The organism is Proteus sp. G2300, assembly GCF_009915965.1.
In the GTDB taxonomy this organism is placed as follows: Bacteria; Pseudomonadota; Gammaproteobacteria; order Enterobacterales; family Enterobacteriaceae; genus Proteus; species Proteus vulgaris.
The window spans coordinates 461,151-486,689 of record NZ_JAABNK010000023.1 but is presented as its reverse complement, the minus strand read 5'-3'; the positions used below and the strand labels follow the sequence as shown (position 1 = coordinate 486,689).

The following is a 25,539-nucleotide window of genomic DNA, read 5'->3' as shown; positions in this document are numbered from 1 at the left end:
ATGATAGCAAAACCTAACGTAAAATCTGTCAAAAGATTATTGCTTATGTAAATGAATACATATAGCTCTATTATTCTGATTATTATAAAGGATCTTCATTTTCATGCTGGACTTGCTTGTTCAATGGTACAAACGCCGATTTGCTGATCCACAAGTTATCGCTCTTGTGGTTATCTTAATTGCAGGCTTTTCAATTCTGTATTTTTTTAGTGGCATACTTGCTCCTTTATTAGTGGCAATCGTACTTGCCTACCTTTTAGAGTGGCCAACTCATTTACTTGAGAAATTGGGATGTGCTCGAATTTGGGCCGTATCGATAATTCTGACACTCTTCATCGGTATTAGTGCCATTGTTATTTTGATTTTAGCGCCAACGGTTTGGCAACAAGGGATGACACTGATTTCAGATATCCCAAATATGATCAATAAATTCAATGCATTTGCACATGAATTGCCTGATCGTTTCCCTGCATTAATGGATGCGGGGATTGTTGATATGATGGCAGAAAATTTGCGGAGTAAGTTCTCAACCGTCGCTGAATCTGTCTTGAAAGTATCTTTAGCTTCATTAATTGGTGTTATCACTCTTTCTATTTATCTTATTCTTGTCCCTTTAATGACGTTCTTTTTGCTTAAAGATAAGCAACAGATGCTTAATGCTGTACGTCGTGTTTTACCAAAAAACAGAATACTGGCAGCACAAGTTTGGATTGAAGTTAATCAGCAAATTACTAACTATATTCGCGGTAAAGTGACAGAAATGGTCATTGTTGGTGTCTTTACTTATTTTGTTTTTGCTTTCTTTGATCTACGTTACTCCGTATTGCTTGCTGTTATTGTCGGCGTTTCTGTTTTAGTGCCTTATGTTGGTGCTGTTTTAGCAACCATTCCAGTTATTGTGATTGCGCTTTCTCAGTGGGGATTAGGTTCTGATTTTTGGGCGTTATTTATTGCTTATCTTGTTGTTCAAGGATTAGATAGCAACTTATTAGTACCGATTTTGTTCTCTGAAGCGGTAAATATGCATCCTTTAGTTATTATCTTATCCGTGATTATATTTGGTGGTATGTGGGGATTTTGGGGCGTTTTCTTTGCGATCCCATTAGCAACCTTGATAAAAGCAGTATTACATGCATTACCTGATGAAATTGCAAATGAGCAACATATAAAGAAAAGCTAAATAGGGTATTGCACTAACAAAAAACAGACAGTGAAAACTGTCTGTTATCTTATTAATACGCAATCGCTATTTACGGATGCTGGGCGAGATATTCGAGAACAATTTGATGGTGATTAGTGGTTTTAAAGCTATCAAAAACGTGCTCAATAACACCATTTTTGTCAATTAAGAAGGTTGTACGATGAATACCATCGTAAGTTTTCCCCATAAATTGCTTTTCTCCCCAAATACCAAACTCTTCGGCAACTTTATGATCCTCATCTGAAAGTAATGTGAAGTTTAACATCTCTTTTTCAGCGAAGCGGGAAAGTTTTTCTGATTTATCTGTGCTAATACCCAATACTTCGACTTGTGCCTTTTTTAATGCGTCCATTTCATCACGTAAGCCACAAGCTTGAGCCGTACAGCCTGGTGTCATTGCTTTAGGGTAAAAATAAACGAGCACACGTTGACCAGCGAAATCAGATAAATTAATTGTTTCTCCATCTTGGTCGGGCAGACTGAATTGAGGCGCCTTTTCACCGGCTTTTAATGGGTTCATTTGGTCATTCTCCATTTTTTACTGTTTCATCATCAGACTATTTACGATACTTATTGTGCCTTGAGCATTTAGCTCTGTACATAATTGATTGAATTTCTCATGAATAACAAGACCGTGATCATCTAATGGGTTGTGCGCCGTAATTTGTATCTCTAAACGGGCGGGGGTACCATCTTCTGACGGGTGCGTTTTAGAAATTAATTCAGCGAGATTAAAATTATGCTGGCTAAATAAATTAGTAAAGCGTTCTACAATACCGGGTGCATCTTCAATATCAACTTTCGCTGCAATAGTTGAAGGATAGGTAACAGGCGCACCATTTTGAGTTCTTTTCATGACGGTCAATAAATCTAGTTCCGCACTTTTAATTGGCAACAACGCTTCTAACTGGGCGATAGCGTTCCAGCCTCCTGAGAGTAGCATGATAAACGTAAACTCTTGACCAAACATCGCAAGTCGGCTGTCCTCGATATTACATCCGCATTGGCTGACTAATTGTGTAATGGTATCAACAATACCTGGGCGGTCAGCACCTAATGCAGTAATGACGAGAAAATGTTTATCAGGTATGGGCAAAATGAGGTTCCTTTTGACTTTCAGTTTATTCTTAACAGGTAAACACAAAATTTGATTTCTGCCAAGATCCCTTGCTCACTATCTTCAATTATTATCTCTCTTTAATTCATATCAAAGAATATTAGCAAATTTCATTAGAAACCTAGAGTTAAGTAGTTTTCAATAGAGCAATGAATGAGTACCATTGAGTATACGTCTATCTCGGAGCAATGATTATGGTGAATAACGAATTTAATTTTACAGGCAGTATGGTGGCATTGGTTACACCAATGGACACAAAAGGCAATGTTGACCGGGTTAGTTTACGTAAATTAGTTGACTATCATGTTAATGCAGGCAGTGCCGCTATTGTTTCTGTCGGTACAACAGGAGAATCTGCAACATTAAGTCACGACGAACATGTTGATGTTGTTTTAATGACATTAGATATGGCGGATGGACGTATTCCTGTGATTGCAGGTACCGGTGCTAATGCAACATCTGAAGCAGTCTGGTTTACACAACAATTTGAAAACAAAGGTATTGCAGGTTGTTTAAGTGTGACGCCATATTATAATAAACCTTCACAAGAAGGGTTATATCAGCACTTTAAAGCGATTTCTGAAAGTACTGCGCTACCACAAATCCTGTATAATGTACCGGGCCGTACTGGGTGCGATTTATTGCCAGTAACAGTTGCACGTTTAGCTAAGTTGGATAATATTGTGGCAATTAAAGAGGCGACAGGGAACTTAAGTCGGGTTAGTCAAATCCAAGAGTTGGTTAATGATGATAGTTTCATCTTATTAAGTGGAGATGACGCATCATCATTAGACTTTATGCAACTTGGTGGTCACGGTGTTATTTCGGTTACTGCTAACGTTGCAGCGTCAGAGATGGTAGAATTATGTCGATTAGCAAATGCAGGTGAGTTTGCAAAAGCACGTGAACTTAATCGACGTCTGATGGACTTACATCATCAGTTATTTGTTGAACCTAATCCAATCCCAGCTAAATGGGCGTGTCAACGTATTGGATTGATTGAAGACGCCACATTGCGCTTACCTATGACTCCGTTGACATCATCAGGTCAGCAAATTGTCGAGAAAGCGCTGTTAACAGCGGGAATACTGTAAAACTTAGGGAATTTTAATGGCAACACTATTGCATAAATCAAAGATTATGAAGGTCGCGGGTCTGTCGCTGGTGGTTTTACTGGCAGCCTGTTCAAGTGATCAGCGCTATAAACGTCAGGTTAGTGGTGATGAGTCTTATTTAGAGACGGCAGAGCTAAAGAATTTAGCGATTCCGGCGGGTATGGTGTTGCCTTTGCAAAATGGGGAATATGATATTCCAACCCCTAAAAAAACGGAGCCAGTAGGTTTAGCGCTTGATATTCGTCCACCTACTCAAGCACTGAATTTATTAAGCGGTTCACGTAGTGAAAATAACGCAGATAACAGCAGGCTGTTATTGCCTAACGCACCTGAAAATACAACACTGTATGAGCAAGTAACGGCTATTTTAAAAGATAAAGGCGTTGCTATTGCAAAAAGTGATGCTGGGCAAAAAGAAATTCACACTGATTGGATAACGTGGCTACGTGCAGATGAAAACGTGCCTTTCCAAACGCGTCAGCGCTTAGCGATAACTCAATCGGGTAATGTAATTTCATTAACCATAACAAATGAAGGTTTACGCCAAGGCGAAACAGACGTTACTGATCCGGCTGAAGTAAAACGTTATAATATTTTAATGCTTAATGAGCTGGTTGATGGTTTAAACCGTATGCGTAATTTAACCGAAAATACGGCTACAAGTAATCTTCAAGGTATTATTGATGTCCAAAGTGGCAGTGATAATGCAGGACTTCCAGTGATCATTGTACGTGCACCATTTGATGTTGTTTGGGATAGATTGCCAATTGCCTTAGAAAGTGTGGGAATGAAAATGGGTGATCGTACACGTTCTAAAGGTTTAATTGAAGTAACCTATAAAGGAATGAGTAGCGCGAGCTGGAGTTCGTTAGGGGTGGATAGACCAACGGTAGAAGAAGCGGATTATAAATTACAAGTGGGTGATTTAAATAACCGTAGTAGTTTACAATTTATCAGTGATAAAGGTAAACCATTAACACAATCACAGAACGATCAAATGGTTGCGGCACTGAAGGCTGCTTTCAGTAAACCTGTGAAATAACATCCCGCTTTATAGAATAAAGAGAAGCCACACAATATGATTGTGTGGCTTTTTTATGTTTTTCATTGATAGAAGAATACTACTTTTATTTTTAGAGACTCAAATAGAATACTTCCATTGTATTTTTCGTCAATGGAATACTCTTTTAATGACAATGTTTAATTTAGTGTTATTAATAATATTAATCTTAATGCAATACTTTTAAAACTATGCAATATTGCGTCAATTCTTATTCTTAATAAAAATAACAAAGCATTCTCTGACTATATGAAGGAGTATTTATGAGTGCGGGTGATATGATTATTCACTTGATATTAAGTGGGATACTTATTGTTGGTGTTTATCAGTTTTATTTTTTTACTCAACGATATACATTGAGAGAAGTGAAAGTAATTAATTCACCTGTTGATGAAAAAATTCCTTTCTGGCCTTGGTGGTCATGGATTTATAGTTTTTTATATTATCCAGCAATTCTATATCTTAACTGGATTATTCAAGACTCAAGACAGTTTATTATGATTGTTTTTAGTTATATTGTGTTGTTAGTTATGCAAATGTTTTTCTTTGTTGTATTCCCGGTTGCGACGCCAGCACATTGGCGAGCGATTAATCCAGGGAAAACAGCATCAGAAAAATTTCTTAAGTTTGTTCAACACTTTGATGATTCATCAAATTGTTTCCCGAGTATGCACGTTTCAGTGGCAACACTGACTGCTTGTCTTGCTTATGCAACGTTAGGACCATGGGTTTTCTTATTCCCATTATTTATCGCTTTATCTTGCATGTTTACTAAACAACACTATTTAATTGATTTGCCTGCTGGTGCTTTATTAGGTTGGTTTGCTTATGAAATCTATTGCTTTATTATTTAATTAAAACGTTATGTTATTGTGTGAGAACTCATGCTTTGAAAAATATAGTGATAATTTAATAAAGATAACTTATTAGAATTTATTAATAATAAATGAGGCCAAATTAATTTCCAATAAAAAAGAAATTAGTTTGGTTTTTATTTGTCATTACTCGAGATAAGTGTAATGACAAAGGAATTAAGTACTAATTAAAAAGAATGCAATTTTAAAATAGAGATAATGCAGTGATATAAACTAAAAATATTCTTATTTTGACTTTGGGGAACATTTATATTCTGTTCTTATTATGAAATTTTTATTTATAAGTTTTAATGGTTAATCTTTTTTATTTTTAATATTAAAAGTAATTATTAAAATTGCAATTTCTAATAATGGGCTTTGATTTTCCATAAACAGCGCTGTTATCAGTACGTTCTCTTTGCGATTTTTTTAGTGATAGCTCTCACGTTTTAAAAGCTTTTTTATCGAATCTAGAGTAGAGTATAGGGAGCAAATTTCTTGTTAAACCTATCACATCTTTGGAGTGTGTCAGATGCAGAAAAAAGCTGAGTTGTATCGTGGAAAGGCCAAAACAGTCTATGCCACTGAATCTTCTGATTTTCTTATCCTTGAATTCAGAAATGATACATCAGCGTTAGATGGCCAACGTATTGAACAGTTTGATCGTAAAGGTATGGTAAATAATAAATTTAACCATTTCATTATGAATAAACTGGAAGAAGCGGGTATCCCAACGCAGATGGAACGTTTGCTTTCTGATAATGAAGTGCTAGTCAAAAAACTCGATATGGTGCCTGTTGAATGTGTTATCCGCAATCGTGCGGCTGGCTCATTAGTTAAACGTTTAGGCGTTGAAGAAGGTATGCTTTTAACCCCACCTATCTTTGATTTATTCTTAAAAGATGATGCACGTCATGATCCTATGGTGAATGAATCTTATTGTGAAACCTTTAATTGGGTGTCTAAAGAAAACCTCGCAGAAATGAAACGCCTTAGCTATAAAGCAAACGATGTCCTTAGCGAATTGTTTGATAAAGCAGGACTTATTTTAGTCGATTTTAAACTCGAATTTGGTCTATTTCACGGTAAAGTCGTATTAGGTGATGAATTCTCTCCTGATGGTAGCCGTCTATGGGATAAAAATACCTTAGATAAAATGGATAAAGATCGTTTCCGTCAAAGTTTAGGCGGGTTAATTGAAGCATACGAAGAAGTTGCACGCCGAATTGGTGTTTCTTTAGACTAAATACGCAAACGATTACGTGAAGTAAAAAACAATATAATAAAAAAGGTCAGCTTAAAAACTGACCTTTTTTTTACATGGAGTGTATTAAATGAACATTGCTAAGCAAATAGATTGATAAAATGATATTTAGTAATAAAAAACCTTATCGCAATCCTAAGCTTTCTAATAATTGCTTAATTTCATTATTAAGTGCAAGATTATCAATATATTGATTAATTAGTGAAGTGGGTTTGATGAGGGCATATTTGCATAAGAAGATTAGGAAATAGCCCACATATACATCGACAGCAGTCAGATTTTTGCCACAAATATAAGGATTGGCATTGGCTAATCCTGTTTCTAAACACTGAAATACTCGTTCAAATGAACCAAAACCCGAGGATTTTTGTTTTTCTTCATTCAACACTATACCAAGTTCTTTTACTGTAAATGCGGATTCAATAGGACCGGCGGTAAAAAAGAACCAACGATAATAAGTAGCACGCTCAGGTGAATTAAGTGTAGGCGCAAATCCTTTTTCAATAAATTTATCTGCCAAATAAGCACAAATCGCAGCTGTCTCTGTAACGACGTTTTCCCCATCAACTAATGCGGGAACTTTTGCCATTGGATTGATAGCGAGATATTCAGGGGTACGCATTGATTCGCCATACTCTAATTCAACGCGCTGATAAGGCACATTTAATATTTTTAGGAAAAGCTCAACGGTGTTGCCACGAGACATTGTATTAGTATAAAGAATAAGTTTACTCATAATGTTTCCTTACTGTATTAAGTAACGTAATGTTTATTTAAATTGGGACAGCAAGGTGGATATTACGAAAGTTGAGTGTCAGTTATTGTCAGGAGTGTTTTTGAGGATCTCTTTTTTCCATCTATCGAGTAAATAGTTTTTAGGATAAGGCAAGGTATCATTTAATATTTCATAAGAAATAATTCTATCGAGCCGAAAGTGGCGGTAGTTTTTGCGCAGTTCACACCATGCTGCAATCACTTGTGAGTCTTGGAAGTAGCCAACCGCAATCGGCCAAATAATCCGGCGACTTAATTGCTTTTTGGCGTCTTGATAATCAATTTGCGCTTTTTTTTCTTCACGTAAACTTAAACGCAAATCTTTAGCGATAGCATGATTAATTTCTATAATTCGGTGAATGGGAACGAATAACGTATTTTTCTCAAGTAAACGTTGATGTTGTGCTGTTATCACGGCATTTATCTTATTAATTGCCCGTAATGCAGAGTGACTCAATTCTTGATCTGTATTATTTTCTACCCAACGTAGGCCTAAAATAAGCGCCTCAAGTTCGTTAATATCAAAGGTTAATGGTGGTAGTAATAAACCTGATTTTAATTGATAGCCAATGCCCGCTTCTGCTGTAATTTCAGCGCCCTGATTGCGTAAAGATTCAATATCACGATAAATAGACCTCACACTAATATGTAATTTATCAGCCAGTGCTTCCGCTGTTATTGGGTAGCGGTTTTCTTTTAAAATCTGCAATAAAGTAAGCAAGCGCTGAGTTCGAGTCATTAAATTATCTATTTATTAGAGGAAAATACGCGATAGTAGGGGGAAGAATTCTATTATGAAATCGTTAAAAAGACAGCTTTAATTCTTGGTGTGCTGATTTGTTTGCCGTTATTACTCGCGCGTTTTTTTACACTGATAGTCTCTATCATCTTGTCCTTAAAAAATAGGGAATAGAGATAGCAATTTTTTGTTATTATCTCAAATCAAGTGATAAATTTGCTCATAATAAAATTAGCCTATTAAAACAGTGGGGATAAGCTATGCGTTGGAATGATCGCCGAAGAAGTAATAATGTTGAAGACCGAAGGGGACAACCTTCCTCTGCATCTGGTGGTGGCAATCTCCCATTAGGATTAATTACACTTTTGCTCCGTACTAAATATGGTTTTGTGATAATTATTGTTTTAGTTATTGCCAGCTTTATGGGGTTTGATTTTAATTCATTAACGGGTGAAACCAATCAAGCGCCACAACGTAATGAGCAACAAACCGCACTTTATAATGATGCTGCTGATTTTAGTAGTGTTGTTTTAGCCAGTACAGAAGATTTCTGGCAAACGATTTTTGCACAGGCAGGAAAGCAATATAGTGATCCTAAACTCGTGCTATATACCAATAGTACGACCACACAATGTGGGACTGGCACAAAAATTATGGGGCCATTTTATTGCCCAGCTGATCGAAAAATTTATCTTGATCTCTCTTTTTATAATGAGATGAAAAATAGCTTAGGGGGTGGGGGCGAATTTGCCCAAGGTTATGTTATTTCTCATGAAGTTGGTCATCACGTTCAGCATTTATTAGGTATAACGACCCAAATTCGTGAAAAGCAACAGATGGCCCGTTCAAAAGCAGAAGCTAATCGTTTATCTGTAAAGTTAGAGCTACAGGCGGACTGTTTCGCGGGAATGTGGGGACACTTTATTGCAGGTGAAGGCCGTATTGATGAAAGTGATTTATTAACAGCAATCAAAACAGCGCAAGCGATTGGTGATGATAAATTACAGCAACAACAGCAAGGTTATGCGGTACCTGACAGTTTTACCCATGGTACGGCAGAACAGCGTAAAACCTGGTTTATGCGTGGGTATAACAGTGGCAATATTAAATCTTGCGATACATTTGCTTCTTCGTCTTTGAACTAATACCATTCTTTGGTAAATAAAAGACAATTAACATTATAAAGAGAAAGGGTTAGGAACAAACATGAGCAATGTTGATCCCTCATTATTAATTTTACTGGTTCTCGCAGGGCTTGGTATTATTAGTCATAATATGACTGTGACGTTAGCTATGCTGGCTCTGTTAGTGATTAAAATCACACCATTAAATCAATATTTTCCTGTTGTCGAAAAATATGGCATGACCATTGGGATCTTAATTCTTACCATCGGTGTAATGACACCCATTGCAACAGGGCGTATTTCAGGGCAAGAAGTTCTTAATTCATTTTTAAATTGGAAATCACTATTAGCGATTGCTATTGGCGTCGCTGTTTCTTGGTTGGGGGCTCGTGGTGTTTCTTTAATGAATAATCAGCCTTCAACAGTGGCTGGTTTATTAGTGGGGACGGTCATTGGTGTTGCCCTTTTTCGAGGTGTGCCGGTTGGACCATTAATTGCCGCGGGTATTCTTTCGTTATTAATTGGTAAATCCTAGCTGTGCCATTTTCCCGTTTACATCAATATCAGCAAAAATTAGCGCAATTAGGGCGACGTCAATTATTGCTATTAGCGGGCGATCCTACATGGCAAACAAAACAGATCCAGCAAATTACCCAATTATGCCAAGGTGATTGGATAACGATTTCATCCAATAAGCCTAATGCTATTTTACCAGAGCACGCTATTCGTTTGTTAGGGCGAGAGTTTTTACATGCTGTTTTTGATGCTAATGAGGGATTTAATGCAGATGCTTTAGCCATGCTAACCGGAACATTAAAAGCGGGTAGTTTGCTTATTTTGTGTTTGCCCAATGTTGAGCGTTGGGATAACTATATTGATAACGATAGCCAGCGTTGGAATGATGCACAAGACGTACTTTCAACACCTAATTTTATGACTTGGCTGAAAAATATTACTTTTAGTAATAATCAAGTGGTTATATGGCAACAATCAACGCCTCTTGAGTTACCCACTCTTATTGAAATGGACGGATCTTGGTCACTTCCACAAGGCGAACCGACCAAGGAACAACAAACTATCCTCGCTAATTTATTGGCATCGCCATCGGGTGTTTGGAGTATTATTGCACCAAGAGGGCGTGGAAAATCTGCTCTTGCAGGTATGTTTATTGAACAATATCATGGCAGTGTGATAGTTTGTGCACCGGCTAAAAATAGTACGGATGTTCTATCTTCACATACAAATAAAACGGTTTCATTTTATTCTCCTGATACTTTATTAGCACTGTGCATAAACAATGAGATCCAAAGCGATTGGCTGATTATTGATGAAGCTGCTTCGCTACCTATTGCCCAATTAGAAACATTGTGCCGTTATTTTCCTAGTGTATTAATGACAACGACAGTCCAGGGATATGAAGGTACAGGACGCGGTTTTATGCTTAAATTAGGAGTTAGCATTCCTAATTTACATACTTATCAATTACAAACACCAATTCGTTGGGCTAAAGATTGCCCACTAGAAAATTGGCTTAATCAATTATTATTGCTTGATGAAGTTGACTGTGACTTTAATCGTCAACAAAAAGGTGAAGTGACAATCCACCAGCATCAGGGCAATTGGCATAATAAATTTTCGCAATTACGCAGTTTTTATCAATTACTGACTGGCGCACATTACCGAACAACACCGCTGGATTTACGGCGTTTGCTTGATGGGCAAAGACAACATTATTGGTCAGCGTTAATCAATCAAAAAAATGTGGGTGCGGTATGGTGTATTGAAGAAGGTGGATTGTCTTTTGAACTGGCTCTCGATGTATGGCGGGGTTCTCGTAGACCAAGAGGTAACTTAGTGGCTCAATCATTAGTGACTTATGGTTTAACGCCAGATGCAATGTGTTTAACCTCATTGCGAATTAGCCGAATTGCCGTTTTACCTCAATATCGGCGCCAAAAAATAGGGGCAAACTTAATTGAGCATATTGTTAATGAGAGTCAAAAACAGAATATTGATTATCTTTCAGTCAGCTTTGGTTATACCAAAATGTTAGCACAATTTTGGTTACAATGTGGTTTTCAAATTGTACGATTAGGTATACATAAAGAAGCAAGTAGTGGGTGTTATAGTGCTATGGCGATTTATCCGATAACAGAAAAGGGTGAGCAGTTATTACAATCGTCTTTAAAAAGTTTTTCCTTACAATATCAGCACATAAAAGAGCAAACTGGCATCTGTTTATCGATGCCATCGCTATCCCATGATATAGCTACACAACAAGATAGTTGGTTAATGATGGCCGGTTTTGCATTTGCGCATCGTCCGGTAGTCACTGTTTATGAGAGTGTTGCCAACTTTTTGGTAGGCTATGAGCAACACTATCCGTTATTAGTAGCTTTTTTTGTAGAAAATAAAACAGTTGAGCAGTGTGTGGCTGAATTCTCTTTATCAGGAAAAAAAGTTTTAACTAAGCAGCTAAGAGATCAATGTGCGAAATTAATGGCTGAAAAAGATCCTCAATTAACATCGCATTATCAACAGTGGTTAGCTACTTATTCTCATCCTTCTTGTTTTGATTTTGTTTAGGCCAATCATCTTCATCATCCCATTTATCATTAAAATCACGGTGTGGAGGTAATTTCCGTTTATTTTTAAGAAATTGTTTAGGATCGATTTTGTTCATATCTTTAATTGCGTTAATAATAATTCCCACCAAAAGAATTAAAATAACCCACCAATAGTCAGCAAACCAGTGCATAAATAAACCTTCTGTTTTAAAATCGTTATTGAGAATGAGGATCTTTTTTATTTAACGCTATAAAATAACCTAATACAACAAGAGTTGGAAAAGTACAGTATGAAACGGATATTATTGATTATAGCAGGTTGGTTATGCGTTGGATTAGCCACACTGGGTGTTATTTTGCCTGTATTACCCACGACACCTTTTTTATTACTTGCAGCATGGTGTTTTTCACGCTCGTCAATACGTTTTCATTATTGGTTGCTTTATCGCTCTTGGTTTGGTCCTTACTTACGTTATTGGCAAACCCATCGCGCGATGCCTAAAGGAGCCAAACCAAAAGCAATATTAGTGATCTTACTGACCTTTGCGATTTCACTGTGGTTAGTGTCGATGTTATGGGTTAGAATTTTACTACTCATAATCTTAGCCTGTTTATTGATCTTTATGTGGAGACTTCCTGTAAATGATCAACAAGAAGTCCCATGTGAGAAATAATTTTACTCAGGCAAAACAATATAACGTGAAAATATCTCGTCAAGATTTGCTAATAACCATTGTTTACCATAAATATCTTCTTCCTCTAACACTGATTTAAGTATTTCAGGTGTATAAGCAAGTGAGGCTTCATGAGATAGAGGCCAATAACTGATATGCCAAGGTTCGTAAGCAATATTGCTATCTTTATGAGTAAAAGGGCGATAAAAATCATACGCTGACATATTTTCTGTTAACCACGCATTGAGTTCTGCAAAATAACCATTTGCTTCATATTCCCAGGGTTCTAACTGTAATGATTGCCCTTCAGGTAAGCGAAAAGGATCGTAAATATCAATTTCTGTTCCCCAGTGATGACGACTTGCGCCCGGCAGTGCTGACCACTTTAAAATGGCAATACAACGCTCACCTTCTGATAATGAGTGGATATCAATTGGCTGACTTTGAGCATCTAAGACAGGACGTGTCCCTTCAAATTTTCCATTCCATATTGCCAGTTGACGATTAAAATCCCGAAAAGAGCTGGCGGGCATTAGTTTAAAACCTGTTTTTGTCGCTTGTTGTTGTAATGCTAAAAACGCTTTAGTGGCATTAAATTGTAAGCGATGCTGTCCTGACAAAGTAACTAAATGGTCGGTAGAACGACCCGTTAACATTAGAGGTGTTATCATAAAATAAGTTGCTCCATCACTCGCTGATAAATTCGACTAAGTTGCTGTAGATCTGCCGCATTAACGCACTCATTCACTTTGTGAATAGTTGCATTTACAGGACCTAACTCAACAACTTGCGCACCCATTTGAGCAATAAATCGCCCATCAGAAGTGCCTCCGCTGGTGGAGAGTTCTGGATCTAAATTGGTGTAATGTTTAACAGAATAACGAACTGCTTCAAGCAATTTACCTTGGCCAGTAATAAAAGGTTGGCCGGATAAAGACCACTCTAAATGGTAACGAAGTTGGTGTTTTTGCAATAAAGCTTCTGTACGTTGGCGAATTTCGTCATCAGTAATCGCGGTACTAAAGCGGAAATTAAATTGGATAAACAACTCACCAGGAATAACATTGTTACTGCCAGTACCTGCATGAATATTGGCAATTTGCATGGTTGTTGCAGGAAAGAATTCGTTGCCTTCATCCCAAACCGTATTGACTAATTCTTGAATAAAAAGGGATGCCGTATGAATAGGGTTTTCGGCAAGGTGAGGGTAAGCGACATGCCCCTGCACGCCTTGAATGGTTAAATTTGCTGTTATTGAGCCTCGGCGACCATTTTTTACCATATCACCTAGTTGATGTTGGCTTGAGGGTTCACCTACAAGGCAATAATCAAGACGTTCACCTCGTGACATTAAAGATTGTACGACTTTAACAGTACCATCTGCTGCTTTGGCTTCTTCATCAGAGGTAATTAAAAAAGCCAGCCGTCCACGATGATCAGGATAAGAACGTACAAAGCGCTCTGCAGCGACAACCATTGCGGCAAGAGAGCCTTTCATATCTGCGGCGCCACGACCATAAAGCATGCCATCACGTATGGACGGTTCAAACGGAGGGTGTTCCCATAATGCAATATCACCTGTAGGAACCACATCAGTATGCCCCGCAAAGGCCAATGTTTCTCCCTCACCACCACGACAAGCCCATAAATTTTCAGTTTCACCAAAAGGCATTCTTTCAATAGTAAAACCAAGAGGAGCCAACCTATCAATAATCAATTGTTGACAACCTTGATCGTCAGGACTTATCGAAGGACGTGAAATTAATTGTTGTGCAAGTTCAATAACAGGACAGGACATAAATATTAGGCTCCTGTAAAGGTCAAATAGTCATGGGTATTAAAACCAACAATAAAGCGGTTATCTGAAGAGACAAGAATAGGGCGTTTAATGATAGCGGGTTTATCTAACATCAGTGAGATAGCGGAGGTCACATCCGTGATTGCATTTTTTTCTTCATCAGATAATTGGCGCCAAGTTGTTCCTCTTTTATTCACAAGTGTCTGCCAATCTAAATTTTCTGTAAAGGTGCGTAATAATGCTTCCGTCAAACCCTCTTTGCGGTAATCATGAAACGTGTAGGGAACATGATTATCATCTAGCCATTTACGTGCTTTTTTGATTGTATCGCAATTTTTTATGCCGTACATGGTATATGTCAGGTTTGTCGTGGACATGATATTTTCCTTATATGACAATACGTAATATTAGTATTGATGAGAATGAGTGTTATACAATTCCAAAATAACAGCTTTTGTTGTAGTGAAAAATCCTATTTACATTATAAAATATATCGGATATTAAACTGTCACGTTAGTGTAACGAATTGTGTAGCGTAGAGTAATACAAATACGAATAAAGATTTCCGTTGGTAAAAGAGAATATGAAAAGTATTTCACTGAGTCTTATATTACTTTTACTTTCTTCTTTTAGCTGGGCAGATGAAGAAAATGACAGTCAAAAAGTTGATGAGTATAAAATAGCCTTAGAGGCTTTTTTTAACAGTGATTATTTATTGTGTTTGGGCGAAGGGAAATGGCCTGTGTATAGCAATGAAGATGATGCACCTTGGGTGCTAGAAAGAATGCATGCATTAGTTGAAGCTGGATTGATTGAACAAACAGCAAATGGAGATGAATGGGTGTTCAATCTAAGCGAAAAAGGGCGCAGAGCGTGGCAACCTTATCAAGATTTCTGTTATGGTCATCTGTTTATTAGTCAAATAAAAGAGATCCAGCCGATAGGATCAGGAAAAAGTAAAATTTATTTCTATTATGGTGTAAAAGGCATTCCTTCATGGGCAACAAATGAAGAAATACAAGCCGCTTTTAGCGAACTTGATATTGTCATTAACGGAATTAATAGAGAGCTTTATCAGTTAAATATTGAAAAACTGCCAGATAACCACTTTAAGGTATTAAGTTATCCAGTACCTATTGAATAGTGAATGACCTGATACAGAATTAAGCAAATATTCAATAATAATTCTGCTTACCCCGACCTAGTGTCGGGGTAAAACGTTTAGTACTGGTGCTTAATAAGAATAAGACTTGCTGCTAAACGGGAAGTGACTTGCAACTTCTTCAAAATATTACGAATGTGAACTTTTACCGTTTCTTCAGAGATAAATAAGTTTTCAGCAATTTGCTTATTTTTCATGCCAATTGACACTTCGTGAAGGACGTCAAGTTCTCTTTTAGTCAGTGCTGAAAGTGGATCAGAATAGTTTTGTCTAAGTTGGATATATTGCCAAACTCGTTCGCTATAAACAGGATGCCCGACTGCTGCTTTACGCAAGCTAAGTAAAAGCATATCTAACTCACATTCTTTTAAAAGATAACCGTTTGCGCCTGCATCCAACGCAGCATAAACATCATTACGTGAATCAGAAACGGATAAAACGAGAACGTAAGATGTTAAACCCGAACGACGAAGTGTCCGAATAATATCAATACCTGAACGCCCTTGCAGATTTAAATCCATCATAATTAAATCTGGATTTAATTGTTTTGCAGCGGTTACAGCCTCTTGAGCATTGCCACTTTCGCTTACTACGACAAAATCCTTGTCTTTTTCTAACAATAGCCGTAATCCATATCTCATGATAGGGTGATCATCCACTATCATAATTGAGTAGCTAGGCATAACCCCTCTCCCTAAAAAAAAATAATAATGTGCGTAATCTTTCCAAAAGTAGAAAATAAAAAAGTAAATTCCAAATGAGGAATAAAAATTAGAATCAGACATCTTATTAAAACAATAAGAAAATAAAATTGACGGTTGGCAATATTACACCAATTATTGTTACGGGTAAAAAAGAAAATAACCAAAACGACTAACAAAAAATCTCATTCTATAAAATCATTATAGTTACAACGAGTTGTACGGAAATGAATCTATTTTAAAAATAATAAACAAGCGAAAATAGTTATTGTTTTTTTTAACAATATAAAAAAATTAATTATTTTAAATGTTAATTTAATATCTGGTAAATAATAAACAAATATTGTCTTTTTTCTGTTCGAGTTTATTGCAGAGAGGAAATTAAAGAGGATGAATAATATACCTATAATTAGGTATTAGGGGTTTATAATAAATCTCGTTTACTAAATTGAAAAAAGTGTCGGAGCCGTCATGATTTAACGCGCCATTACCATTATACTAACGAAGCCCTTACCCTATTGATACAAAGGATATGAAGATGGAAGACAAATTAAAACAAAGCGCTCTAGATTTTCATGAATTTCCCGTACCAGGTAAAATCACGGTTACTCCCACAAAACCGTTAATTACTCAACGCGATCTGGCATTAGCTTATTCACCAGGTGTCGCCGTTCCTTGTTTAGAAATTGCGGCCGATCCTCTTGCTGCTTATCGCTATACCGCTAAGGGTAACCTTGTTGGGGTCATTTCAAATGGTACAGCAGTGCTTGGGCTTGGAAATATCGGAGCCTTAGCGGGTAAGCCGGTAATGGAAGGTAAAGGTGTTTTGTTTAAGAAGTTTTCTGGTGTTGATGTTTTTGACATTGAAGTTAATGAAACGGATCCTGATAAACTTGTTGATATTATTGCGTCATTAGAGCCAACATTTGGTGGTATTAACCTTGAAGATATTAAAGCGCCAGAGTGTTTCTATATTGAGCAAAAATTGCGCGAGAGAATGAATATCCCTGTTTTCCATGATGACCAACATGGCACAGCAATTATTTCGACCGCGGCTATTCTCAATGGTTTACGCATTATTCGAAAAGATATTAGCAAAGTAAAATTAGTGGTATCAGGGGCAGGTGCGGCTTCTATCGCTTGTATGAATTTATTGGTGGCTTTAGGGCTAACACGCGAAAATATTACTGTATGTGACTCCAAAGGCGTTATCTACCGAGGTCGTGAAGCCAATATGGCGGAAACCAAAGCGGCTTATGCAATTGAAGATAACGGTACTCGTACATTAGATGATGTGATTAATAACGCTGATATTTTCTTAGGTTGTTCAGGGCCAGGTGTATTAACGCAAGAAATGGTTAAAAAGATGGCGCGAGATCCACTTATTCTTGCGCTTGCAAACCCAGAGCCTGAAATTTTACCTCCCTTAGCGAAGGCTGCACGTTCTGATGCGATTATCTGCACAGGACGTTCTGACTACCCAAATCAGGTTAATAACGTATTGTGTTTTCCTTTCATTTTCCGTGGCGCATTAGATGTCGGTGCAACCACAATTAATGAAGAGATGAAACTTGCCTGTGTACATGCTATCGCAGAGCTTGCACTCGCAGAACAAAACGAAGAAGTTGCTTCAGCGTATGGTGATCAAGAGCTCTCTTTTGGCCCTGAATACATTATACCAAAACCATTCGATCCTCGATTGATCGTAAAAATTGCACCCGCTGTGGCAAAAGCCGCCATGGATTCAGGCGTAGCAAAACGTCCAATTGAAGACTTTTCTGCTTATATAGAGCACCTTAATGAGTTCGTTTACAAAACTAACTTATTTATGAAACCTATTTTCTCTCAAGCGAAAAAAGAGAAAAAACGTATTGTATTAGCGGAAGGTGAAGAAAACCGTGTACTACATGCAACCCAAGAGTTAGTCACGCTAGGATTAGCCACACCTATCTTAATTGGTCGTCCTAGTGTTATTGAAATGCGTATTCAAAAATTAGGATTACATATTCAAGCGGGTAAAGACTTTGAAGTGGTAAATAATGAGAACGATCCACGTTTCAAAGAGTACTGGCAAGAATATCACCAAATTATGAAACGTCGTGGTGTATCACAAGAGCAAGCTCGTCGTGCAATGATAGGTAATCCAACACTAATTGGTGCCATTATGGTACGTAGAGGTGAAGCAGATGGCCTGATTTGCGGTACGGTTGGAAGCTATGCGGAACATTTTGAAGTTTATAAAAATGTGTTTGGTTTACGTGAAGGAATGGAAACAGCAGGGGCTATGAATGCACTGTTATTGCCAAGTGGTAATACTTTTATTACAGATACTTACGTTAATGAAGATCCAACCGCAGAACAACTCGCTGATATTACATTGATGGCAGCCGACACTATTCGTCGCTTTGGCATTGAACCCAAAGCAGCTCTAGTTTCTCGTTCAAGCTTTGGTTCATTTGATAGTCCATCATCAATCAAACTCAGAAAAGCGTTAGAAATTATCAAACAACGCGCACCTGAATTAGAAATTGATGGTGAAATGCATGCGGATGCGGCATTAGTTGAGTCTATTCGTCGTGATGTTATGCCAGATAGCCCATTAAAAGGATCAGCAAATTTACTTATTATGCCAACGATGGAAGCTGCGCGTATTAGTTATAACTTATTACGTGTAACGAGTTCTGATGGTGTGACGGTAGGGCCTGTATTAATGGGGGTTGCTAAACCTGCTCATATCTTGACGCCAATTGCATCAGTACGCCGTATTGTGAATATGGTGGCATTAGCGGTTGTTGAAGCTCAAACTCAATCTCAAAATTAATCGTTATTAATTAAATGATTACATGCGTAAGGCGCCTTTTTTAGGCGCTTTTTTATGCTTTAAAAAGATTCAAACCGCACTAAATGCAAATTAATATAAGAATGATATTGATAATTGTTATTAATAATATTAACCTATTCGCCTAATCAAAATAAGTACATATAACTAATAGGATGAGTATGTTTTTTTCAATATCAAAAAGGATCTTGCTACTAGTCTCCTTATTAAGCCTTTCAGCATGCCATTCGTTAGAAAAACAACCTCTCTCAACCGTAGACTTAGCAATTATTCAGTCGGCAAACATCATTGATACTCAGACTGGACAATCTATCACGGCAGATACACTGTTAACACGATTAGCAAGCCAACCACGTGTAATTATTGGTGAAAAACATGACAATGTTTTTCATCATGATATTGAATATTGGTTAATGACAGAACTGCCTAAAAAGCGCCCTCAAGGTGCCGTTTTATTAGAGATGCTCACGCCAAGCCAACAATCATTAGTTGATAACACAAAAAAACGTTACACAGGATCTGAATATCTACGAGATGAGCGATTAATGGGGGCATTACAATGGAATTCAGGTTGGCCTTGGAAATGGTATGGCAATATTGTTAAAGCAGGGTTAAGCGCTGATTATCCTTTATTAGCTGCTAACATTGATCGCAGTGAAATATCTAGTGCGTATAAAAATCCTCCTATTATTGATGGTGTGCATTCAACTAATACATCCGTTCGCCAACTTATTCAAAAAACGATTGAGCTTTCTCATGGTGGTGCGCTTGATAAAACACAAGCAGAAAAAATGACAGTTATTCAACAATTGCGTGATCGGGCAATGGCAAAAAGTTTATTAGATGCCCCGACGCCTGCACTTTTAATTGCGGGATCTTTTCATGCCACAAAAGTAATGGGTGTACCTTTACATGTTGCTGATTTAGCACCGAATGAAAACGTAACAGTCGTGATTATGACGGAAGAGGGAAGTGATGTTACTTCAGTTCATGCCGATTATCTTTGGATAACACCTGTCGCATTACCTTAATTTATTGATAACACAAATATGCTTATTTCTTCTTGTATGGATCAAATGCCAAAATTTCAGCTTTGTAGTTCTAAAGCCTTAATTTTGGCTATCGGTGTGCATGCTGTTTTTGTTATGGCTTATTTTTATTTCATTAAAGAGAATACGGTATTTATACAAGAGCCAGAATTAGCTGTAATGATGAGCTTAAGTGAAAATGTACAAGCACTAAGTGATGAAAAACAGGTTGTAGGAATCGAACAACAACTGGCGGTAGCGAGTCAAAAAAAGGTAGAGCAAGATATTGCTGAAAAACAGCCTGATCTGATTGTGAATGAAAATGCAGATATCTTGCTAGAAAAACCTAAGAAAAGGGTCAATGTAGAGCAAACCGCTAAGGTGGCACCGATTACATCCCCTGCAAAACCAGCGCCCACAATTAGTGAAAATGTGTCTAGTCAATCAGCACCTTCAAGTAGCCGCTCTGCTGCAAAACAGCAATCTAATGATGTTAGTGCAAATTATGACAGTGATTCAGACAGCACAAAAAGTGCATTAGCATTATGGCAAGCGAAAACAAAAGGGCACCTTAATCGCTATAAAGCCTACCCTGAAGAGGCAAAAAGCAAAGGTAGAACGGGTATTTCTAAAGTGCGCTTTTTTGTTGATGAACAAGGTTATGTCATATCGAGTGAGTTAATTCTCAGTAGTGGTGTGCGTTCTTTAGATAGAGAAGCACAAAGAGTACTCAAACGCGCAGAACCCTTACCTATACCGCCGATAGAGTTATTGTCGAAAGGTAAAATAATGGTTGAAATGCCAATTGAGTTTTCTACACTAACGTTCTAACGACAGGTTAAAAGGAAATAAAACGTTATGTTAATCGCAACAAAAAAACGGATGACGTTGAAATTAACGAGTGCGATTATGGCATTGTTAATTTCAGCAACACCTGCATTGGCTCAAAATCAGAAGGACTCCCTAGTGATGCCACCAAAAGCGAATAAAGTACCTCATGTGATGACAGATCATGGAGATACACGTACCGATAATTATTATTGGCTACGAGATGATTCACGCAAAGATCCTAAAGTGCTTGATTATCTGAATGCTGAAAATGCTTATACCGAATCAGTGATGAAAGAAGGTAAAGCTCTTGAAGAAACACTCTTCAATGAGATGGTTAGCCGTATGGCTCAAAACGATGAGTCAGTGCCTTATATTTATAATGGCTATACTTATCGTACAATTTATCAAGAAGGTAAAGATTTCCCTATTTATCAGCGTAAACCAGTGAATAGTGAAGGTGAATGGGAAGTTCTTGTTGATGGAAACGAACGTGCCAAAGGGCATGAGTTCTATCAATTAGGTGATTTGACCATTAGCCCAGATAACAAACGCATTGCCATTGCTGAAGATAAAGAAGGGCGCAGAAACTACAATGTTGCCTATAAAGATTTATCGGATAACACATGGGAAGAAAATGTGTTAACCAATATTTCAGCAAACTTAGTGTGGGCAAATGATAGCAACACACTGTTTTATGTTGATAAAGATCCGCAAACGCTACTACCTTATCAAATCTATCGCCATCAATATGGCACTGATCGTAAGCAAGATGTCAAAATCTTCGAAGAAAATGACGATCGCTTTTATACATGGATGGGTAAAAGTAAATCTGAAGACTATATTTTGGTCTCTATTGAAAGTTCAACCACCTCAGAATCTCGTTTAATTGACGCTAATGCACCAGAAAAACCCATGGTTATCTTTTCTGCACGTCAAGAAGGACGTGAATATGATATCGATCATTTTAATGGCGAGTTCTATATTCGTTCGAATCATGAAAGTGAATTATTTGGTCTTTATAAAACGGCCTCAATTGATAAGCCTTGGGAAACCGTCATTGCACCACAAAAAGATGTCGATTTAGAAGGTTTTGATCTCTTTAATCGCTGGTTGGTTGTGGAAGAAAGAAAACAAGGTTTAGTGTCATTGCGTCAAATTGATTGGAAAACAGGTCAATCAACCAATGTCACGTTTGACGATCCTGTTTATATGGCATGGTTAGGATTTAATCCTCAAGCAGATAGTGAAGAGCTTCGTTTTGGTTATACGTCCATGACAACGCCTTCTTCAACTTACCAATGGAATATGCAAACGCATCAAAAGCAATTGCTTAAACAGCAAGAAGTAAAAGGTTTTGAACGTGATTTATATGAAAGTGAACGTATCTGGGTAAAAGCACAAGACGGTGTTGAAGTTCCAGTGTCATTGGTTTATCGCAAAGACTTATTTAAGAAAGGTGAAAATCCTATCTTAATTTATGGTTATGGCTCTTATGGGAGTAGCATTGATCCTTCATTTAGCTCACCTCGCTTAAGTTTATTAGACAGAGGGTTTGTCTATGCACTTGTGCATGTGCGTGGAGGCGGGGAATTAGGTAAGCGTTGGTATAACCAAGGAAAAATGGAACATAAAGTTAATACTTTTACAGACTTTATTGATGCCACTAAATATCTAATTGCCGAAGGTTATGGAGCACCTAAACACGTTTATGCCATGGGAGGGAGCGCGGGTGGATTATTGATGGGCGCCGTTGTGAATATGGCACCTGAGTTATACCGTGGTGTGGTATCTCAAGTTCCATTTGTTGATGTTTTGACAACCATGCTCGATGCTTCAATTCCGTTAACAACAGGGGAATATGAAGAATGGGGAAATCCTGCGGATAAAGACGTTTATTTCCGCCTAAAATCATATAGTCCATACGACAATATCGTTGCTAAAGCTTATCCTCATTTACTCGTCACAACAGGATTACATGATTCACAAGTGCAATATTGGGAGCCTGCAAAATGGGTTGCTAAATTACGTGAATTAAAAACAGATAATAACCTACTATTACTTGATACTAATATGAGTGCAGGGCATGGTGGTAAATCAGGACGTTTTAATCGCTTACGCGATACTGCAAAAGAATATGCCTTTATTCTGATGTTAGAACAACCTGAAGTCTATTTTAAAGCTCAAAATATAAAATAGAATAAATTGTAATAATAAATAAGTTTAATAAAATTAGCCTGTCTCTCTTTAAGAGAGACAGCGCTATTATTTAAAACGAATATAACAATAATAATATTTTCTAGTTTAATTATTTTATATAAAGCAGCGTGAGCCTATTTAAATAAAAATAAAGAATAGGTTTATTATGAAATTTACAAGGAAAATACTTAGCACTCTTATTTTATTTTCGGGTGTTAATCATCTTGCCATCGCATCAGAAACTGATAAAGCGGTTCAATTTAGTAGCTTAAAAGTTTCATCAGCACAAAAAGAGACACCAGAACAAAAAGCATTGGGAAAACCGGGTGCTTATAGTTCTATTGGCGAAATTAATAATCTTGAATCTGTTGAACAAGCATTACGAGCAACGCCGGGCACGTATACTCAAATGGATGTAAGCCAACCTGGTGTGAGTGTTAATATTCGCGGACTTAGTGGTTTTGGGCGTGTTAATATGATGGTAGATGGTGTTACGCAAACAACATATAGCACATCCCCTAGCCAAATTAGTCATGGTGGCCAGCCATATAATCAATTTAATAGTATGCTTGATCCAAACTTTATTGTTCAAGTTGATATTTCTCGAGGTCAACAAGATGGTGAAAATAGTATCAATGCCTTAGCAGGTAGCGCTAATTTTAAAACTATTGGCATCGAAGATATTTTATTTAAAGGAAATTCATGGGGAGTAAGAAGTAAAGCAGCTGGTGGTACTAATGGGTTAGGTTATAACGGTATGGTCGCTTTTGCAGGACAACGTTCATTATTTAATGATAATGGTACAGCTGGTGCAATGATTGCATTAAGTGGGCACAAAATAGAATCTTCTTATAAAAATGGTGCCGGTTTTAATAGTGAAGAATTTGCGACTAATAAACATTTTAATCAAAAACCCCATTCAGAATTAGCAAAAATTAATATTAAACCAAATGATACTCATGAATTAGAATTAAGTGGTCGATTTTATAATAATAATTTTAATCGACGTAAAATTGATGCTAAAGATTATTATGCAAAATATCGCTATACACCATTAAATGATCTTTTTGACAGTGAAGTTCGTTTGAGTCACAGCCAAGCGTCTCAAAAATTTGAAGGCGATTCTTTAATGAGTTTACGTAATGCAAATGCAAAAAATATCTCTGATTCTCTTGTTGTTAAAAATACCAGTCGTTTTAATTATGGTGAAATGGATATGGCATTAACACTTGGTTCTAAATTAATGTCAACAGAATACAAACGTAGTGTTATTGCGCCTTCAACGGATCCGTGGCAAGCAAATAATATGGTTGAATATAACTCCTTTGCACCTCAAGGAAAAAATGATTTAACCAGTTTCTTCTCACAAATGAAATTTGAATACGATATTTATACGTTAGATCTTAATTTAAATTATGTGGATTATCATATTAAAGGGCGTAAACCTGCTTGTGATCCAACTGCTGCCTGTTTCCCAGAAGGCGAAATGAATGTTAATCGTCATGATAGAAATTGGGATCCTGGAATGTTACTTTCCGCTGAAATTATTCCTGAATTTCAGCCATTTATCAGCTATGCACATACAATGAGAGCACCTACTTCACAAGAGATCTTCTTTGCTAATGAAGGTGGTGCTTCAATGAATCCATTTTTAAAAAGTGAAAAAGCTGATACCGTTCAAATTGGTTTCAATAGCTACCGCCCAGATTTAATTATTGAAGGCGACAGCTTACGATTTAAAGGATTGTGGTATCACACAAAAATTAAAGATTACATCTCTAGTGACTCTTATTTTGTTTGTAAAGGTGGTGTACGTTGTAAAAATGACGGTTCTTTAACGTATGAGGATTACGCGGGAATTGAATATGATGGCAATATTTTCCTCTACACCAATAGCCTTGAACCTGTAACTTTACGTGGTTATGAACTCCAAGCAAATTATGATGCAGGGGTATTTTACACAAACCTTTCTTATAGCGATCAGCGCACATCTCAACCAACTTCGATAGCCAGTACAGACTTTGGGCAAACACCTGCTTCTGAATTACCTAAATATTATGCCTCTATTGATACTGGTGTCCGCTTCTTTGATGACCAGTCATTAGAACTAGGTACTGTGATCCAAATCACAGGAAAATCACGTAAATCTTCACCTGAAGGTGTTGATTTTGATACGGGTAAAGTCCCTATGGTGCAACAAGATAATATCCCAACGGTTATTGATCTTTATAGTAATTACAAAATTAATAAGAATATTTCTTTGAAATTTGCAGTGCATAACTTAATGAATAAAAACTATTCTAATGCACTTGATAGAAGTAATTCATCACCAATTATGCAAGATTCGAGTGCTAATACACAAACAGCTCGCGGTAGAAGTTATCTTTTTGCAGGGGAAGTGCGTTTTTAATATAACGTAATGATTATCTTAAAACATAAATAATAAAAAATCGGCACCAATATTATTTTGATGCCGTTTTTATATTTATATAAAG

General features: G+C 37.1%; 24 protein-coding genes. 15 read left to right on the top strand and 9 right to left on the bottom strand.

Features of this window, described 5'->3' with window-relative positions:
- Nucleotides 1-103 precede the first annotated feature (103 nt).
- The gene (locus tag GWI97_RS13780; RefSeq protein WP_087802200.1) at nt 104-1,180 is read left to right on the top strand and encodes an AI-2E family transporter; all 1,077 of its coding nucleotides are present in this window, start codon (nt 104-106) and stop codon (nt 1,178-1,180) included.
- Between the two features lie 70 nt (nt 1,181-1,250).
- On the opposite strand, the gene bcp is transcribed toward GWI97_RS13780, so the two are convergent.
- Both bcp and GWI97_RS13770 read right to left on the bottom strand, forming a co-directional pair.
- Nucleotides 1,251-1,721, bottom strand: a complete 471-nt coding sequence (bcp, locus tag GWI97_RS13775; RefSeq protein ID WP_036936086.1) for a thioredoxin-dependent thiol peroxidase — start codon at nt 1,719-1,721, stop codon at nt 1,251-1,253.
- 18 nt (nt 1,722-1,739) lie between these two features.
- Nucleotides 1,740-2,297 (bottom strand): glycine cleavage system transcriptional repressor, encoded by a 558-nt coding sequence (locus GWI97_RS13770; protein WP_036936091.1) that lies wholly within the window; start codon nt 2,295-2,297, stop codon nt 1,740-1,742.
- A gap of 215 nt (nt 2,298-2,512) precedes the next feature.
- Between GWI97_RS13770 and dapA the strand changes: the two genes are divergently transcribed.
- From dapA to purC, 4 genes are all read left to right on the top strand, one after another.
- A complete protein-coding gene (gene dapA / locus GWI97_RS13765) occupies nt 2,513-3,412 on the top strand; it encodes a 4-hydroxy-tetrahydrodipicolinate synthase (protein ID WP_036936093.1) in 900 nt (299 codons plus the stop codon).
- Between the two features lie 16 nt (nt 3,413-3,428).
- Entirely contained in the window at nt 3,429-4,475 is a 1,047-nt protein-coding gene (gene bamC, locus GWI97_RS13760; protein WP_087802201.1) for an outer membrane protein assembly factor BamC, read from the top strand.
- Between the two features lie 281 nt (nt 4,476-4,756).
- Entirely contained in the window at nt 4,757-5,347 is a 591-nt protein-coding gene (locus GWI97_RS13755) for a phosphatase PAP2 family protein (RefSeq protein WP_036936098.1), read from the top strand.
- A gap of 532 nt (nt 5,348-5,879) precedes the next feature.
- Nucleotides 5,880-6,593 (top strand): phosphoribosylaminoimidazolesuccinocarboxamide synthase, encoded by a 714-nt coding sequence (gene purC, locus GWI97_RS13750; protein WP_036936100.1) that lies wholly within the window; start codon nt 5,880-5,882, stop codon nt 6,591-6,593.
- A gap of 142 nt (nt 6,594-6,735) precedes the next feature.
- Here purC and GWI97_RS13745 read toward each other — a convergent pair whose 3' ends face one another.
- A complete protein-coding gene (locus tag GWI97_RS13745; protein WP_087802202.1) occupies nt 6,736-7,347 on the bottom strand; it encodes a glutathione S-transferase family protein in 612 nt (203 codons plus the stop codon).
- Nucleotides 7,348-7,425: 78 nt separating this feature from the next.
- Nucleotides 7,426-8,124 carry a helix-turn-helix transcriptional regulator gene (locus GWI97_RS13740; protein ID WP_036936103.1) on the bottom strand — a complete coding sequence of 233 codons (699 nt, stop codon included), beginning with the start codon at nt 8,122-8,124 and terminating at the stop codon, nt 7,426-7,428.
- Nucleotides 8,125-8,384: 260 nt separating this feature from the next.
- Here GWI97_RS13740 and ypfJ point away from each other — a divergent pair, with 260 nt between their 5' ends.
- The 3 genes from ypfJ to GWI97_RS13725 all read left to right on the top strand — a co-directional run bounded on the left by ypfJ (nt 8,385) and on the right by GWI97_RS13725 (nt 11,834).
- Entirely contained in the window at nt 8,385-9,269 is an 885-nt protein-coding gene (gene ypfJ, locus GWI97_RS13735; protein ID WP_087802203.1) for a KPN_02809 family neutral zinc metallopeptidase, read from the top strand.
- Nucleotides 9,270-9,330: 61 nt separating this feature from the next.
- On the top strand, nt 9,331-9,783 hold the full coding sequence (locus tag GWI97_RS13730) for a DUF441 domain-containing protein (protein ID WP_036936105.1): 453 nt from the start codon (nt 9,331-9,333) through the stop codon (nt 9,781-9,783).
- A 2-nt stretch (nt 9,784-9,785) separates the two neighbouring features.
- On the top strand, nt 9,786-11,834 hold the full coding sequence (locus GWI97_RS13725; protein WP_036936106.1) for a tRNA(Met) cytidine acetyltransferase TmcA: 2,049 nt from the start codon (nt 9,786-9,788) through the stop codon (nt 11,832-11,834).
- On the opposite strand, the gene GWI97_RS13720 is transcribed toward GWI97_RS13725, so the two are convergent.
- On the bottom strand, nt 11,797-12,006 hold the full coding sequence (locus GWI97_RS13720) for a YpfN family protein (RefSeq protein WP_036936107.1): 210 nt from the start codon (nt 12,004-12,006) through the stop codon (nt 11,797-11,799). The genes GWI97_RS13725 and GWI97_RS13720 overlap by 38 nt on opposite strands.
- Before the next feature lie 99 nt (nt 12,007-12,105).
- Here GWI97_RS13720 and GWI97_RS13715 point away from each other — a divergent pair, with 99 nt between their 5' ends.
- On the top strand, nt 12,106-12,489 hold the full coding sequence (locus GWI97_RS13715; RefSeq protein WP_087802204.1) for a DUF454 family protein: 384 nt from the start codon (nt 12,106-12,108) through the stop codon (nt 12,487-12,489).
- Nucleotides 12,490-12,491: 2 nt separating this feature from the next.
- Here GWI97_RS13715 and GWI97_RS13710 read toward each other — a convergent pair whose 3' ends face one another.
- From GWI97_RS13710 to GWI97_RS13700, 3 genes are read right to left on the bottom strand one after another with little or no spacing between them, the layout of a single operon-like run.
- The gene (locus tag GWI97_RS13710; protein ID WP_087802205.1) at nt 12,492-13,160 is read right to left on the bottom strand and encodes a M15 family metallopeptidase; all 669 of its coding nucleotides are present in this window, start codon (nt 13,158-13,160) and stop codon (nt 12,492-12,494) included.
- Nucleotides 13,157-14,287, bottom strand: coding sequence for a succinyl-diaminopimelate desuccinylase (gene dapE, locus GWI97_RS13705; RefSeq protein WP_087802206.1), 1,131 nt, complete (start codon nt 14,285-14,287; stop codon nt 13,157-13,159). The genes GWI97_RS13710 and dapE overlap by 4 nt, the downstream gene beginning before the upstream one ends.
- Nucleotides 14,288-14,292: 5 nt before the next feature.
- On the bottom strand, nt 14,293-14,664 hold the full coding sequence (locus tag GWI97_RS13700; protein ID WP_036936111.1) for an ArsC family reductase: 372 nt from the start codon (nt 14,662-14,664) through the stop codon (nt 14,293-14,295).
- 206 nt (nt 14,665-14,870) lie between these two features.
- Between GWI97_RS13700 and GWI97_RS13695 the strand changes: the two genes are divergently transcribed.
- Nucleotides 14,871-15,431, top strand: a complete 561-nt coding sequence (locus GWI97_RS13695) for a hypothetical protein (protein WP_036936112.1) — start codon at nt 14,871-14,873, stop codon at nt 15,429-15,431.
- A 77-nt stretch (nt 15,432-15,508) separates the two neighbouring features.
- Here the strand turns inward: GWI97_RS13695 and GWI97_RS13690 are convergent, their stop codons facing one another.
- Nucleotides 15,509-16,132, bottom strand: a complete 624-nt coding sequence (locus tag GWI97_RS13690; protein WP_036936113.1) for a response regulator — start codon at nt 16,130-16,132, stop codon at nt 15,509-15,511.
- A gap of 556 nt (nt 16,133-16,688) precedes the next feature.
- Between GWI97_RS13690 and maeB the strand changes: the two genes are divergently transcribed.
- The 5 genes from maeB (at nt 16,689) to GWI97_RS13665 (ending at nt 25,454) form a co-directional block, all read left to right on the top strand.
- Nucleotides 16,689-18,971, top strand: a complete 2,283-nt coding sequence (gene maeB / locus GWI97_RS13685; RefSeq protein WP_036936114.1) for an NADP-dependent oxaloacetate-decarboxylating malate dehydrogenase — start codon at nt 16,689-16,691, stop codon at nt 18,969-18,971.
- Between the two features lie 179 nt (nt 18,972-19,150).
- Complete coding sequence (locus GWI97_RS13680) at nt 19,151-20,020, top strand: ChaN family lipoprotein (RefSeq protein WP_087802207.1); 870 nt, start codon at nt 19,151-19,153, stop codon at nt 20,018-20,020.
- Between the two features lie 45 nt (nt 20,021-20,065).
- Nucleotides 20,066-20,848 carry a TonB family protein gene (locus tag GWI97_RS13675; RefSeq protein WP_237585394.1) on the top strand — a complete coding sequence of 261 codons (783 nt, stop codon included), beginning with the start codon at nt 20,066-20,068 and terminating at the stop codon, nt 20,846-20,848.
- Nucleotides 20,849-20,875: 27 nt separating this feature from the next.
- Nucleotides 20,876-23,044 (top strand): S9 family peptidase, encoded by a 2,169-nt coding sequence (locus GWI97_RS13670; protein WP_087802209.1) that lies wholly within the window; start codon nt 20,876-20,878, stop codon nt 23,042-23,044.
- A gap of 166 nt (nt 23,045-23,210) precedes the next feature.
- Complete coding sequence (locus tag GWI97_RS13665) at nt 23,211-25,454, top strand: TonB-dependent receptor (protein WP_087802210.1); 2,244 nt, start codon at nt 23,211-23,213, stop codon at nt 25,452-25,454.
- The last annotated feature ends 85 nt before the right edge of the window (nt 25,455-25,539 follow it).